Below are 14,638 nucleotides of genomic sequence, written 5' to 3'. Positions count from 1 at the left end.
TTCTCGTTGAAAATCGTGATCAGGCTGCGCGCCATCGATTCGTACACGACGAGGCGCACCGAATTGGAGCCGATGTCGATGACCGCGACGCTGGATGCGCGCTTGCGCGGTCGTTTCACCGCAGGGTTCCTTTACGAGGACTGCTGACGCTCGTTACGGCGCGTGAGGCGGCGAGGCGAAGATTCCTTGAGCGACTTTCCACGGCCTGACAGACTCGGATTCGTCATGAAATAGTTATGCAGGTTGAAAGGCTCTTCGCCTTTCGCGGCCTTCATACGCGTTGACGATCCATCCGGCAACAACTGCCAGCTCTGCTCGGTATCCTTGAGATTCGCCACCATGATCTGTTCGAGAACCTGCTGATGCACCGTGGGATTTTGCAGCGGGCAGAGGACTTCGACGCGCCGGTCGAGATTACGCGGCATCATGTCGGCCGACGAGATATACACAGCCGCTTTGGCGCCCGGCAGGCCCTGACCCATCCCGAAACAATAGATTCGGCCATGTTCGAGGAAGCGGCCGATGATCGATTTGACGCGGATGTTGTCCGAAAGGCCCGGTATGCCCGGCCGCAGGCAGCAAATGCCACGCACTATCAATTCGATCGCTACGCCGGCCTGCGACGCCTCGTACAGGGCGTCGATGATATCGGGATCGACCAGCGAGTTCATCTTCATCCAGATCGCGGCCGGCCGGCCGTGACGGGCGTGGCTGGTCTCGCCGTGGATATGTTCGATCATTCGCTTGCGCAGGGTGAGCGGCGATACCGCCATCTTCTCGATGTCGCTGGGCTCGGCATAACCGGTGATGTAGTTGAATACCCGCGCGGCGTCGCGTCCGATGATCGGGTCGGACGTGAAATAGGAAAGGTCGGTGTAGATGCGCGCGGTCACCGGATGATAGTTGCCGGTGCCGGTATGCACGTAGGTCGTGAGGCTGCCGCTCTCGCGCCGAACGATGAGCGACAGCTTGGCGTGGGTCTTCAGCTCGAGGAATCCATACACCACCTGCACGCCGGCGCGTTCGAGGTCGCGCGCCCAGCGGATGTTGGCTTCCTCGTCGAACCGAGCCTTGAGTTCGATCAGCGCCGTCACCGACTTGCCGGCTTCCGCAGCTTCCGCCAACGCGCGCACGATCGGCGAGTTGTTCGACGTCCGATAGAGCGTCTGCTTGATGGCGACAACATCGGGATCGCGGGCGGCCTGCTGCAGGAACTGCACCACGACATCGAAGGATTCGTAGGGGTGATGGACGATCAGGTCCTTCTGCCGGATCGCCGCGAAGATATCGCCGCCATGGTCGCGCACGCGTTCGGGATGGCGAGGAACATAGGGGACGAATTCGAGATCGGGGCGGTCGAGCCGGGTCAGCTGCGAAAGCTCGTTCATCGCCAGCACGCCGTCGACCAGCAAAACCTCGTCGTCGGTGGTGGAAAGCGCACGCTGCACGAAAGCGCGCAATTCCTCCGGCATCTTGGCTTCGATTTCGAGACGGATCACTGATCCGCGCCGCCGCCGCTTCAGCGCGGTTTCGAACAGGCGAACCAGATCCTCGGCCTCTTCCTCGATTTCGAGTTCGGAATCCCGGATGATGCGAAAGGCGCCCTGGCCCTTGACGGTATAGCCGGGGAACAGCCGGCCGATGAACAGGCCGGTGGCCTGTTCCAGCGTGATCAGCCGCACCGCGCCATCCTTGCCGGCGGGCAGGCGTATGAAACGGTCGATCTTGCCGGGCATGCGGATGAGCGCGTTCATCGGCTTGCCGTCGGAGACCCGCGCCAGATGCAGCGCGATGGTGAAGCCGAGGCTCGGGATGAACGGGAAGGGATGCGCCGGATCGATCGCCAGCGGCGTCAGCAACGGGAAGATGTTGTGGAGGAAATGATCCTCGATCCAGGTTCGCTCGGTCTTGGTGACATCGCGGCCATCGACGAGAACGACACCGACTTCGGCCAGCACGCCGCGCAGATCGCGCCAGATCGCCTGCTGGTCGTTGGCGAGTTTTGAAACCGTCTCGTTGATGAGGACAAGCTGCTCGGCGGGCGTAAGCCCGTCGGGGCTGCGCTCGGTGATGCCCTCCCGCACCTGGGCCTTGATGCCGGCGACACGCACCATGAAGAATTCATCAAGGTTATTGGCGGAAATCGACAGAAATCGCACCCGTTCGAGCGCCGGGTGGCCGGAATTGACCGATTCCTCCAGCACACGGCGGTTGAAATGCAGCCAGGAAAGCTCCCGGTTGATGAATCGTTCCGGGCTATGGGCGATCGTCGAAGCGACGTCAGATTCTACTTCTTTTTCTTTGATTACAATGGCTTGCGCGGGTTCCATGAGATTTCAATCTATCCAGAGCTAACGTTGGCGCGATTCCCGGCATAGGCGGCGCGAAGCATGTGTTATCGCGACGACGTTTCAATGACATTGATGTTCCTCGCGCCTGCGTCGTCAAGATGCGGATAGGCCAGCGAAATCAGGCATCGCGCAACAATTCGGCGGCCAGCGCCCGCGTCACCGGCCGGCCCTGACGCAGGGCTTCGGTGTCCAAAAGTTCCACGGCTCGTCTTGCGGCCGCATAGGACCGCTCGATCCGGTTTGCCAGATAGCTGACCACGCTCTCGTCGATCGCCAGTTGGCGGTCGGCGCAGAACTTGACGATCAGCGCGCGAAACAGCGCATCGTCGGGCGGCAATAGCGATACCGTCGGCACGGCGCGCAGGCGCGAACGCAGGTCGCGCAGCTCGATCTGAAGGGCCGATGGCGGCACCCGCGCGGTGATCAGGACGAATGCCTCGTCCTCCCGCGCGAGGTTCATGAGATGAAACAGCGCGCGTTCATCGAAGTCCGTCGGGTTCAAATCCTCCACCACCAGCGCCCCGGTCGCCAGCGCGGCGGGGACGGCGGCCGCAGTCAGCGCATGTGCCGATATCGAGCGCGCGCCCGCTTGCTCGGCCCAGATCGCGGCGAGATGGCTCTTGCCGGAACCCTCCGGTCCGACCAGCAGCATGACCCGGTTGGGCCATTCGGGCCAACTGTCGACCAGCGCCAGCCCCGCCGCATTGGCCGGTCCCTCGAGAAAATTGTCGCGAGTCAGGCTCTCCGCGTGTGGCAGCGCAAATGCCAGCTGGCGAGGTTCAACGCGGCTTGGCACCTGAATTACTCCATGCCGGGACCGGTCGGCGCATCATGATTATTTGGCTTCGATCGTGCTCATGTGCCGCACCCACTCCACGAGATAGAGCGATACGGAAGCCAAAGTAAAGACCGTGACAAAACCCATCAGGACCATATCGTACGGCGTCGAGTCGAAGCCGAAACCGAGCGCTGCCAGCACCAACGCGGCGAACGCCACCTGTGCCACCGTGTTCAGCTTCGACACCATCAACGGCTTCATCGGGATCGGCTTGCCGAACAACCATGACACAATCACGGCGGCGACGATCATGATGTCGCGCGAGACCACCAGGATGACGATCCAGCGCGGCACCGCGCCCCAGATGCCGAGCGCCACGTAGATCGAGACCAGGAGCGCCTTGTCGGCCAAGGGATCGAGCAGGGCACCCAGTTCGCTCGCCATGTTGAAGCGCTTGGCGAGAAAGCCGTCGACCGCGTCGCTGACGCCGGCGATGATGAAGATCGCAAATGCGATTTCCATCTGGCTGGAGGCGATCGCCCAAACGATGATCGGCACCAGCAGAATGCGGCCCAAGGTAATGATATTTGGGATACTCACACGGCGCTTCCCGGCTACCGGCCTGATTTTACGAAAGATCCGGCACTTGGCGGGGGTGAGCCGGTTCCTGTCTACATAGTATATGAGCGCCGCGCTTGCGAGCCATTGCACGGGAGCGGAATCCGACGTAACCAGCCGCCATCATCTGGAATAGGCCATGGTCGACCGCAAAAACGGGCTCACTTACGCGGATTCAGGCGTCGATATCGATGCGGGCAATCGTCTGGTCGATCTCATCAAACCGATGGTTCGCGCCACCGCGCGCGCTGGCGCCGACGCCGAAATCGGCGGGTTCGGCGGCTTGTTCGATCTCAAGGCCGCGGGCTTCAAGGATCCGGTTCTGGTTGCGGCCACCGATGGCGTCGGCACCAAGGTCAAGATCGCGATCGAGACCGGCCTGCACGGCGGCATCGGCATCGACCTGGTGGCGATGTCGGTCAACGACCTCGTCGTTCAGGGGGCCGAGCCGCTGTTCTTTCTGGACTATTTCGCCTGCGGCAAACTCGACCCGGAGGCCACGGCCGCCATCGTCGCCGGCGTCGCCGAAGGTTGCCGGGAATCCGGCTGCGCGCTGATCGGCGGCGAGACCGCCGAAATGCCAGGTCTCTACAAGGACGGCGATTACGACCTCGCGGGTTTTGCGGTCGGCGCGGCCGAACGCGGCACGCTGCTGCCGCGACCCGATATCGCCGCGGGCGATGCGGTGATCGGTCTGGCCTCATCGGGGGTTCACTCCAACGGATTTTCGCTGGTCCGCAAGATTGTCGAAAGCTCCGGTCTTGCCTTCGACGCGCCGGCGCCGTTTTCGCCGGTCATGACCCTGGGCGGCGCGCTGCTGGCGCCGACGCGGCTCTATGTCAAATCCTGCCTGCGCGCGATCCGCGAGACGGGGGCGGTCAAGGGGCTTGCCCATATCACCGGCGGCGGGTTCACCGACAACATTCCACGCGTGCTGCCCAAGCATCTCGGCGTCGGCATCGACCTGGAGCGGCTTCCTGTGCTGCCGGTATTCAAATGGCTGGCGGAGCAGGGCGGCATCGCCGAACTCGAACTGTTGCGCACCTTCAACTGCGGCATCGGCATGATCGCGATCGTCGAGCCGGACGCGATCGAAAAGGTCACCGAGATCCTCGCCGAGGCCGGCGAGACCGTCACCCTGTTGGGCGAGGTGATCCCGGCTGCAGGCGACCACCGAGTGGTCTATAACGGTCATCTCGATCTATCCCGGTGAGGCCATGAAGCGCCGTGTCGCAATCCTGATTTCAGGGCGTGGATCGAACATGGCCGCGTTGGTCGAGGCCGCGGCTGCGGCCGATTTCCCGGCCGAGATCGTTCTCGTGATTTCCAACCGGGCCGATGCCGGCGGACTCGCAAGAGCTGCGGCCTTTGGCATCCCGACGCTCGTCATCGACAGCAAGCCGTTCGGCAGGGATCGCGCGGCCTTCGAGGAAGTGCTGCAGTCGGCGCTGGACCAGCACGGGATCGAGCTGATTTGCCTGGGCGGATTCATGCGGCTGTTCACGGCTGAATTCGTGCAGCGCTGGTACGGCCGCATGCTCAACATTCACCCCTCGCTGCTGCCGTCGTTTCCCGGCCTCGAGCCGCAGGCGCAAGCGCTGCGCGCCGGCGTGAAGATCTCTGGCGCCACCGTGCATTTCGTCATTCCGGAAACCGACGCTGGCCCGATCCTGATGCAGGGCGCGGTCGCTGTTCGCGACGACGACACGCCACAGACGCTGGCGGAGCGCATCCTGGCGATCGAGCACCGTATCTATCCCGCCGCGCTGCGGCTGGTCGCCGGCGGCCAGATCCGCATCGAGGGCGAACTCTGCAAGACAGTCGGCGGCAGCGATTCAGGCGCGAGCTTGATTTCGCCCGCCGTGCGCTAGGCTCTTGTCCGGAGAATTGCACTGCGAGGGTCATGGCGGCCGGCCGCGGCATAGTCGGCTCGGTCCATGCCGGGCTGACGGCGGACGCCGGGCGGGGCGTATCATCCGGGCCCGCGAGCGTCGGATGATGCTGGCATCGCCGATCACGCCGTTAACAAACAAAATCCCCCGGCTGAGGCCGGGGGTACATCAGGATTGCTTGCGCGCATCGTGACGAAGCTTAGGAGACCTTCAGATTTTCCGCGGAAGTCTTGCCGCGATTTTCCACGAGGTCGTATTCGATAACTTGATTTTCGTTGAGGGTGGAGAGCCCAGCGCGCTCGACCGCCGAAATATGGACGAACACGTCCTTATCGCCGACCATCGGCTTGATGAACCCATAACCCTTTGTCGGGTTGAACCACTTGACGGTGCCTTTCTGCATCGCCTGTCTCCTGGTCTAGACGTAAAAAAGACGCGGCCACGCTTTTTGCGTGCCACGCCACAAGCGGGCTTATCGGATGTCTGCTCAATTTCTCAGTCGCGAAACGCACAGTCGATCGGCCTAAATCCGATTGTACCTGATATTGCAACACGAAATTTGCACCTTAGCAAGCCTCTGGCGGGGTTCACGAAATCGAGCGGCGACAAGACCATCCCCAATCACCTGTGGCAGCTGAACCACATTGTCGGCCAATCGCCCGCGGCCGAGGAGCAAGACCGATTGACCCTCCCGGAGAACTGGGGGCAAATCAGCCCGGGCCGGCGTAATTTTAGTAATCTTTTTGAATTGGCGCTCTTTGGGAATGACATCCATGTGCTGCGCACCGCGGCCTACGCGAGCAAAGGAGAGCGGCGCCGGCCGCGGGCTTCGCAGGGCCATTGCCGTTGTCTTCGGCCTGATGCTGGCTATCACGGCAGCGTCCTCGTCCGTTCACGCACAGTCACCCTCGCCAAGTCCGAGCCCGACCCCATCTCCCAGTGCTTCGCCGGTCCCCAGTCCGACACCGACATTTGTCAATTCCGACCTTTCGGCCGGCGCGACCGTGACCAATCTTGGCAGCACTTTCCTGGAGCGGCTTGGAGGCCTGGCGTCATCCGGTTTCGGACGCGCGCTGCGGGCCAATCCCGGCGGTGGCGGCGCCTCCGAGGCGACCGACGCGCCGCGGTTTCGGACCTGGGGTGAAGCCTATGGAATCTCGACCAGCACCGGCGCGCAGGCCGGTTTTGTCGGTGATCATCGAAGGACCTGGGGCGGCGTCGCTGGCCTCGGCGCGATGGTTGGGCCGGGTGTCAACGTCGGCGTCTCGGTCGACCAGAGCCGCACTTCTATCGACGTTCCCCTGGCGCTGCAGTCGGCCACCCTCGACCTCACGCAGCTCGGCTTCAACGCCTCGGTCGACAAGGGGCCGTGGACCTGGGCGGTCGCGCTGGTCCATGGTTTCGGCAGGATCAGTTCAAGCCGTGACACCGGGGTCGGCATCGCCGGCGCCAGCTACAATGCCCGGATCGACGGCGCGCTGACCGAACTCAGCTACTACTGGAACATCGACCAGAGCCGTATCGTGCCGAAAGCCGCGCTCGAATATGTGCGCGCCACGACGGGATCGTTTCAGGAGGTCGGTGGGCTCGATCCACTGATGGCGACCGGAGCGACGGTGGAGCGCTCACGTATCCTGCTCGGCGCGGAGGTCGGGCATTACTGGATCTTCGATCAGAAGATTTTCGATCTGTCCGCCTATGGCAAATTCGTCGACAATACCTCGCAAAATTTCAGTTCGATCATCGTCAGCCTCGGCGCCGAGAGCATTAGCGTGCAGGGCATCGGGGAAAGCCGGTACGGCGCGGACACCGGCGCATCCGCCTCGCTCAGCCTGAGCAACGCGGCGCGGCTCTATCTCAACTATGACGCCAAGTTCCGCGCCGCGTTGCAGTCGCATCAGGGAACGCTCGGCTTCGAGTGGAAGTTCTAGGGCATCAAGCGAAGGGTTTGGCCGCTACGTAGCCTTCGAGTCCGTAGGTTTCTTTCGACGCGGCCATGAGCGGTATGAGATCGTTGGGGTGGATGAACTCATCCCTGAAGCAAGGATAGGTCTTGGGATCAAATATCTTCTTGATCCAGTCGATGACGATCTTGTGCCGATCGGAGTGGCGGAATTCCTTGTGGTAGGCAAGCCAAAGATCGGCGTGATGGTGGACGCCCAAGTCGACGGCAACCAGGCTAGCCCCCAACGCGACCAGCGCGGTCGGCAGAAATCCCATTCCTGCTCCGCGCTCGATCGCGTAGAGAACGCCGATGCTGGAGTTGGTTTTTATCCCGACGATGCCTTCCAGTGAGGTAAGTCCCAAAACCCTGGCGTAGGCGGAATCGTCGACCTGGGGCGCGTGCTGGATGACCAGTCTGTGGTTCCTGATGTCCGCAAGGGAAGGGACGCCATGGAGCTTGCGGTATTCCTCCGAGACGAATGCGTAGATGTGAAGCCTGCCGAGCTTGGCGACGATGAGATCGGGATTGGTCGGCGGCTCCAGCTGGATCGCAATATCGGCTTCCAGCCTCGCGACGTCGGCCTGCTCCATGGCGCAGCGAAGATCGACGGTGATCTTCCGGTAGGTTTTGTGGAAATCGATCAGCCTTGGAAGAATCCAGAAGTTGCCAGGCCCCTCGGTCACGGCGACGCGAACGGTGCCGGCGGTGTCGCTCGATTGAGACGCGCGGCGAAATAGATTGAAGGCGTGACGCTCCATCTCCATCACGTCGCCGATCATCGCGGCGCCGTCTTCGCTCAACGTCAAGCCGCTCTGATCGCGCAAAAATACCTTGCAGCCGATGCGTTCTTCGAGCCGGTCGATCCTGCGCATCAGCGTGGTGCTGGTAAGACCGAGCACGTCGGCGGCGTTGCGAAAACTCTTGTACCGCGCGCAAGCGAGGAACGATTTCAGATCGTCCCAGGATGCGTCCAGGATTTCGTCGGCTCGGTGCTGCGTCACCGCAGCACCCCGGTGCAATAGTTGCTGCATACCCAAATTCCCCGCCCGCTATGGTGCATTTGGCAGGCAGGAGTGACGATAGATGCGTGATCCCGTTAAGGAAAGGCCCCCTTTGGCTGCAAAACGCGATTTCGACCTGCTGCCCCGAAGCGTGGAAATCGATGTGCGACCCGCGCGGCGCCCCGAGCTTTCCGCCATCGCCGAGATGGGCAACCGAATGGTGCCCGGAGTACATATCGCGGAACCGGACCTGGAACGGTATTTCGCGTTCGATCCAGGCAGTATTCTGACGTTCAACCGACAGAGCAAGCTGCTCGGCGCCGTGGCCTTTCTATATCTCAACCGCCGAGGGCATGATGCTCTCATGCACGCTGAAATGAATCTCACGCATCCCGATTTCTCGCTGCTTGCCGGTCGCTCCGACGAGGCGTCTGCCATCTACGTGTGGGCGATCGCAGGTCGTGGCAAGGCAATGGCCGGACTGGGCAATGTGTCTAAACATCTCTGCCAAACGCGATTGGCGGCCGCCGATCTCTACGCTCAACCGTCGAGTGAGGATGGGCGCAACCTGATGATCGCAATTGGCTTCGAGCCGGTCCCAAGTCTTCAGCGCGAACTCTGGCGTTACCAGCGGCCATGGAATCGCATTTCGGCGAACGCGCGGCCAGTCACGTCAGCAGGGAGTTTTGCAGATGCACGGCACTAAGCCCCCACCATCGCCTAAACCGGGCTCTCGGACGATTTCAATCCGGATCGCCCGTGATCCCAACGATCTGATGCTGGTGACCGCCATTCGCGCCGCCGTGTATCTTGCCGAGCAGGATTGTCCGATCGAGGAAGAGTTCGACGGCAACGATCTGGTCGCCGCGCACTTCATCGGATTTATCGGCAATGAGCCTGCGGCCTGCCTTCGGGTGCGGTTTTTTGGCGAGTTTGCCAAGATCGAACGCCTTGCCGTGCGGCATCAGTTCAGACGGTCGCGTATATCGTTCAAGCTGGTGCAGGCCAGCTTTGAATACATCAAGCGCAAGGGATTCAAGAAGGTCTACGGCCACGCGCAGGACCGGCTGGTGAATTTCTGGTCGCATTTCGGCGCTAAACCGCTTGGCCACAACCGGAAGATCACCTTTTCCGATTTTTCCTACACGGAGATGGTGCTTGACCTCGAGCCAAGCCCCGATGCCATCACGCTCGACAGCGATCCTTACGTGATTATCAGGCCGGAGGGCGATTGGGACAGGCCCGGCGTCCTCGATATATCCGCGGGTCGCGCGGTGACCTCTCCACTTCGTACTCCTGCCTTGGCTGACACATGATTTCCAATCGCCAAATAATGCCGGCCTCGGTCCACGACGATCCGCCGATTCTCGTTTGCGCCGATCTTCAGTCCGAGTATCTCACCGAAGGCCGCAGTCACGTCATATCGGACGCCGAGGCGATTACGGCGCGCTGTCTCGAACTGATGACGCTTTGGCGCGACAATCTCTGGCCGGTCATGCATCTGAAACGGATCGCCCAGGCCGCGTGGTTCAATCCGGCGTCGAACCTGACGGACTGGATCGCGGAACTGAAGCCGAGGCCGGGGGAACTTACCTTCGAGCATCCGCTGCCCTCGGCCTACAGTTCGACGCGGTTCGCCGAATACATGTCGAACATGAGAAGCATTCGCTGCGTGCTGATGGGATTTTCCCTCGACGAGACCGTGCTGTCGACCGTGGTCGACGGGTTTCACCGCAGCCATCGCTATCAGGTCGTCAGTGACGCGGTGGCCTGCAGGCGCCCCGGCGTCGGCGACGCCGCGTCATACAAGCTCGTGGTCGTCAAAGTCATCAGCAACTTCGCCGGAGTTCTGGGAACCGCTGACCTGATCGGGGCAAGCGGCAAGATCGCGGTATGACCCATGAGCGATCGCGCCCGCGTCGAGCTGACGGCCGATCTGCAAACCGTTCGGCCGTGCGTACGGTAAAGGCTTGAGAAGTGAGTGAAAATGGCGACCCGCGGGGACGATCTTAGTGAGTTGGCGCAGGATGTTTCGACGGCGATCGCAAAGGCCCGCCATCTCAATCTGCCGACCAGCGCCTATATCTTATCGATGGTCCTGGTCGAGGTGTCGGAAGCCCTGAAAGCCGCCGCCGACGAGGAGGAAGAGGACGGCGACGCGGCTGGATAGCGCTTCGCGCTGAAGCGACTTCAGGCGAAGAGAAGACCGGTTCGCGTCAGGAAAACGCGTCGGATCAGGAATCCAGAGCCGCGTTTTGCTTCCGTCGAAGCGGGGCTCTAGTTTCGATCCACCCTGACCACCCGGCCTTTTTCGATCGCGAGCGCGAGCCGACCGTGCTTCAGCGACAGCGCAGCTTCGCCGAACAGCTCGCGACGCCAGCCGTGCAGAGCGGCGACGTCGGCGTTGTCGTCGGCGGCGATCTGTTCGAGGTCGTCGACGGTGGCGATGACCTTGCTGGCGACGGCATGGCGCTCCGACGTCATCCGCAGCAGGACTTTCAGGAGCTCGACGATCGCCGCCCCGTTTGAATTGCCGCGGGGCTTTTCAATCTTCGGCAGGGAGGCCAGATCGCGCGCCAAGCCGCGCTGCACGGCGGCCACGATATCCGCGCCCCATTTCGACCGGTCGAATCCCTTCGGCAGCGAGCGCAGATTGGCTAGACGCTCGAGGCTGGTCGGCGCGTGGGTGGCGATGTCGCCGACCGCATCGTCCTTCAGCACGCGGCTGCGCGGCACGTCGCGGCTCTGCGCTTCCTGCTCGCGCCAGGCCGCGACCTCCATCAGTACCGCAAGCTCCTTCGGCTTGCGCACCCGCGTCTTCAGCCGTTCCCAGGCGCGCTCGGGGTGAAAATCGTAGGTTCTTGGTGAGGTCAGGACCTCCATTTCCTCGCTTACCCAGTCGCTGCGGCCGCGCTTCTTGAGATCGGCGTCGAGTGCCGCGAACACGTCGCGCAAATGGGTGACGTCCGAGACCGCGTAGTGCATCTGCTCTTCGGTCAGCGGGCGGCGCGACCAGTCGGTGAAACGATGGGTCTTGTCCGGCCGGTGGCCGGCAATGCGCTCGACCAGCTGGTCGTAGGCAATGGAATCGCCGTAGCCGAGCACCATGGCCGCCACTTGCGTGTCGAAGATCGGGTGCGGAATGGTGCCGGACTGATGCCAGACGATCTCGATGTCCTGCCGGGCGGCGTGGAAGACCTTCAGGACCTTCTCATCGGCCATCAATTCGAAGAACGGCTTGAGGTCGAGCCCGGGGGCCAGCGTATCGATGACGACCGCTTCGTCGGCGCTGGCCATCTGCACCACGCAGAGCAGGGGATAATAGGTGGTCTCGCGGAGGAATTCGGTATCGACGGTGATGACCGGGTGCTTGGCAAGCCGGGCGCATACCGCCGCGAGTTCGGAGGTGGTGGTAATCAAATCCATGAACGATCCATAACGCTTTTGAGAGGCGTTCTGCCGAAAGCGCTGATATGTCAAGGGTCCGGCGGCGAATTCGAGCCTTGCATTTCCGGCTGGAGGCGGCTCTTCGCATGGGACTCAGTCCGTCCGGACGCGCCTGGGGCGGCCCGACGCAGCCATCTTCGCTTCGAAAATGGAAGTGAGTCAGTGGTCGCTGATGTACCTTGCCGACGGCCGTCGTTGTGATGGCATGGCAAGCACGATGACGCAAAGCCCGAGTATCGCCAATCCGATGAATTCAAATACCAACGCGTCAAACACGAGAGTTCCCTCCAGCCAGGCCGTTAGACTTGTCGGGAACGCATTGACCCTTTCTTAATTCCTGCGGCGCCGCCGCCAGCGCCTGACGGAATGTTTAATGGATGGTTAGCACCTTCACGTGCCGCAGAAGGTCTGCAGCACGCGCTCGTGCGGTTCGGGCGGCTCGGCATAAGCCGAATATGCCGGCTGGTCCTCATACGGCTTTGACAGGACCGTCAGCAGCTCCTCGAAGGGCGCAAAATCGTCCCGGTTCACCGCAGCCTCGATCACCGCTTCCACCCGGTGGTTCCTCGGAATGAAGGCCGGATTGACGGATCGCATCGCGGTCCGCCTGGCTATGGATTCCTGCGGTTCGTCGGCGAGCCGCTGCCGCCAGCGCGCCGCCCATTCGTCATAGGCGGTGGGGTCGGCGAACAACTGCCTGATCTCACCGTCATGGTCCGGACCGAGCGCGGCATCGCCCAGCCGCCGGAAGGCAACGGTAAAGTCGGCCCGGTTCCTGGCCATCGCGTCCAGCAGGTCTTGCGCAAGGACCCGGTCATCCTCGCGTGCGGTGAACAGGCCGAGTTTGCGGCGCAAGCCTGCCTGATAGGCGGTATCGAACAGCTCGACGAATTCGCCGATCGCCGCTTGTGCCTCGGTAACGGCCTTGTCCTGATCGTCGGAAATCAGCGGCAACAGGCATTCGGCGAGCCGCGTCAGGTTCCATTGCGCGATTCTCGGCTGGTTGGCGTAGGCATAGCGGCCCATCTCGTCGATCGAACTGAACACCTGCTTCGGATTGTAATGATCCATGAAGGCGCACGGGCCGTAATCGATGGTCTCGCCCGAGATCGAGGTGTTGTCGGTGTTCATGACGCCGTGGATGAATCCGACCAACAGCCAGTTCGCGACCAGGTTGGCCTGTTGCGCGATGACGGCGCTCAGCAGCGCGAGGTAGGGCCGCTCGCTGTCCGCTACTTCGGGGTAATGCCGCGCGATGACGTGATCGGCCAGCCGCCGCACGCCCTCGGTATCGCGGCGGGCCGCGAAATACTGGAAAGTTCCGACCCGGATGTGGCTGGAGGCGACGCGGGTAAGGACCGCGCCGGGCAGGGCCGTCTCGCGCAGCACGCTCTCGCCGGTCAACACGGCCGCAAGCGATCGCGTGGTCGGGATCCCCAAGACCGCCATCGCCTCGCTGACGATGTATTCGCGCAGGACGGGACCCAGCGCCGCGCGGCCGTCGCCCCGGCGCGAAAATGGCGTCGGGCCGGACCCCTTGAGCTGGATGTCGCGGCGGATGCCGTCGGCGTCGATCACCTCGCCGAGCAGGATGGCGCGGCCATCACCGAGCTGCGGCACGAAATGGCCGAACTGGTGGCCGGCATAGGCCATCGCAATCGGATCGGCGCCGTCGGGGACGCGCTTGCCGGCGAGGATTTCGGCGCCTTCCGGGCTTTCCAGCCGGTCTGGATCGAGCCCGAGCTGGCGCGCCAGCGGCCGGTTCAGCTTGATCAGCCGGGGCGAGGTGACCGGGGTCGGTGCGACGCGGGCGAAAAAGTTCGCCGGCAGCGCCGCATAAGTGTTTTGAAAGGGGAAATGTACCGTCATGGCCTCAAGATAGGCATGTGGTGGAAATTGACAATCGGCTTGCCGCAGCACCGGTGTAACGGGGATGTTGTTCTGCCGTCACATTTGCGGGGCTGCTGCCGTGTTGAGGGGGCAGGTTCGGGCCGCATTCGGTTGCCGCGCCTGACGTGCTCGGGTAAACCCTGACGCTCTCCGGGGCCGGCCGTGCCGCCCGATTCTGCCCTCTGACCGCCTTTTTTGGGATTTCCATGCATCGTTACCGCTCCCACACCTGCGGCGCGCTCCGCGACAGCCACATCGGCGAGACGGTCCGGCTGTCGGGCTGGTGCCATCGCATTCGCGACCATGGCGGCGTGCTGTTCATCGATCTGCGCGACCATTACGGCCTGACCCAATGCGTCGCCGACCCGGATTCGCCGGCGTTCAAGGATGCCGAGAAACTGCGCTCGGAATGGGTAGTGCGGATCGACGGCAAGGTGCGAAGGCGTCCCGCCGGGACCGAAAATCCGGAGCTGCCGACCGGCGCTGTGGAGCTCTATGTCAGCGAAATCGAGGTGCTGGGACCGGCAGGCGAACTGCCGCTGCCGGTGTTTGGCGAGCAGGAATATCCTGAGGACATCAGGCTTAAGTACCGTTTCCTCGACCTTCGCCGCGAGAAACTGCACCAGAACATCATGACCCGCGGCGCGATCGTCGATTCCATGCGCAAGCGGATGAAGGAGCAGGGCTTCTTCGAGTTCCAGACCCCGATCCTGACG

15 protein-coding genes are annotated in these 14,638 nt (G+C 62.5%); 8 read left to right on the top strand and 7 right to left on the bottom strand.

Annotated elements, in window-relative coordinates:
* Positions 1-131: 131 nt before the first annotated feature.
* The 3 genes from QZ213_RS12955 to QZ213_RS12945 form a co-directional block, all read right to left on the bottom strand.
* Positions 132-2,330: an RNA degradosome polyphosphate kinase gene (locus QZ213_RS12955; protein WP_291686468.1), complete on the bottom strand. Its 2,199-nt coding sequence runs from the start codon at positions 2,328-2,330 to the stop codon at positions 132-134.
* 139 nt (positions 2,331-2,469) lie between these two features.
* Positions 2,470-3,147 (bottom strand): DnaA/Hda family protein, encoded by a 678-nt coding sequence (locus QZ213_RS12950; RefSeq protein ID WP_291686467.1) that lies wholly within the window; start codon positions 3,145-3,147, stop codon positions 2,470-2,472.
* Positions 3,148-3,186: 39 nt separating this feature from the next.
* On the bottom strand, positions 3,187-3,729 hold the full coding sequence (locus QZ213_RS12945) for a CDP-alcohol phosphatidyltransferase family protein (protein WP_291686466.1): 543 nt from the start codon (positions 3,727-3,729) through the stop codon (positions 3,187-3,189).
* Positions 3,730-3,886: 157 nt separating this feature from the next.
* Between QZ213_RS12945 and purM the strand changes: the two genes are divergently transcribed.
* Together purM and purN are read left to right on the top strand one after the other, a co-directional pair.
* Complete coding sequence (gene purM, locus QZ213_RS12940) at positions 3,887-4,960, top strand: phosphoribosylformylglycinamidine cyclo-ligase (protein ID WP_291686465.1); 1,074 nt, start codon at positions 3,887-3,889, stop codon at positions 4,958-4,960.
* Between the two features lie 4 nt (positions 4,961-4,964).
* Positions 4,965-5,618, top strand: coding sequence for a phosphoribosylglycinamide formyltransferase (gene purN, locus QZ213_RS12935; protein ID WP_291686464.1), 654 nt, complete (start codon positions 4,965-4,967; stop codon positions 5,616-5,618).
* A 220-nt stretch (positions 5,619-5,838) separates the two neighbouring features.
* On the opposite strand, the gene QZ213_RS12930 is transcribed toward purN, so the two are convergent.
* Positions 5,839-6,042, bottom strand: a complete 204-nt coding sequence (locus QZ213_RS12930; protein WP_079569050.1) for a cold-shock protein — start codon at positions 6,040-6,042, stop codon at positions 5,839-5,841.
* Positions 6,043-6,412: 370 nt separating this feature from the next.
* Between QZ213_RS12930 and QZ213_RS12925 the strand changes: the two genes are divergently transcribed.
* A complete protein-coding gene (locus tag QZ213_RS12925; RefSeq protein WP_291686463.1) occupies positions 6,413-7,570 on the top strand; it encodes an autotransporter outer membrane beta-barrel domain-containing protein in 1,158 nt (385 codons plus the stop codon).
* A 4-nt stretch (positions 7,571-7,574) separates the two neighbouring features.
* Here the strand turns inward: QZ213_RS12925 and QZ213_RS12920 are convergent, their stop codons facing one another.
* Complete coding sequence (locus QZ213_RS12920; RefSeq protein ID WP_291686462.1) at positions 7,575-8,615, bottom strand: LysR family transcriptional regulator; 1,041 nt, start codon at positions 8,613-8,615, stop codon at positions 7,575-7,577.
* 52 nt (positions 8,616-8,667) lie between these two features.
* On the opposite strand from QZ213_RS12920, the gene QZ213_RS12915 reads away from it, so the two are divergent.
* From QZ213_RS12915 to QZ213_RS12900, 4 genes are all read left to right on the top strand, one after another.
* On the top strand, positions 8,668-9,291 hold the full coding sequence (locus QZ213_RS12915; protein ID WP_291686461.1) for a hypothetical protein: 624 nt from the start codon (positions 8,668-8,670) through the stop codon (positions 9,289-9,291).
* Positions 9,278-9,901, top strand: coding sequence for a GNAT family N-acetyltransferase (locus tag QZ213_RS12910; RefSeq protein ID WP_291686469.1), 624 nt, complete (start codon positions 9,278-9,280; stop codon positions 9,899-9,901). The genes QZ213_RS12915 and QZ213_RS12910 overlap by 14 nt, the downstream gene beginning before the upstream one ends.
* 17 nt (positions 9,902-9,918) lie before the next feature.
* Positions 9,919-10,482: an isochorismatase family protein gene (locus tag QZ213_RS12905; RefSeq protein WP_291686460.1), complete on the top strand. Its 564-nt coding sequence runs from the start codon at positions 9,919-9,921 to the stop codon at positions 10,480-10,482.
* 90 nt (positions 10,483-10,572) lie between these two features.
* Positions 10,573-10,755, top strand: coding sequence for a hypothetical protein (locus tag QZ213_RS12900; protein ID WP_291686459.1), 183 nt, complete (start codon positions 10,573-10,575; stop codon positions 10,753-10,755).
* Positions 10,756-10,862: 107 nt separating this feature from the next.
* Here QZ213_RS12900 and rnd read toward each other — a convergent pair whose 3' ends face one another.
* A complete protein-coding gene (gene rnd, locus QZ213_RS12895; protein WP_291686458.1) occupies positions 10,863-12,011 on the bottom strand; it encodes a ribonuclease D in 1,149 nt (382 codons plus the stop codon).
* 411 nt (positions 12,012-12,422) lie between these two features.
* Positions 12,423-13,901 carry a protein adenylyltransferase SelO gene (locus tag QZ213_RS12890; RefSeq protein ID WP_291686457.1) on the bottom strand — a complete coding sequence of 493 codons (1,479 nt, stop codon included), beginning with the start codon at positions 13,899-13,901 and terminating at the stop codon, positions 12,423-12,425.
* Between the two features lie 227 nt (positions 13,902-14,128).
* On the opposite strand from QZ213_RS12890, the gene QZ213_RS12885 reads away from it, so the two are divergent.
* Positions 14,129-14,638: OB-fold nucleic acid binding domain-containing protein (locus QZ213_RS12885; protein WP_291686456.1), on the top strand; the 510-nt coding region annotated here is incomplete at its 3' end.

Origin of the sequence: Bradyrhizobium sp., from assembly GCF_017881085.1 — a bacterium.
Taxonomy (GTDB): Bacteria; Pseudomonadota; Alphaproteobacteria; order Rhizobiales; family Xanthobacteraceae; genus Bradyrhizobium.
Note: the sequence above shows the minus strand (reverse complement) of the source record. Positions and strands in the feature narration are given on the sequence as shown.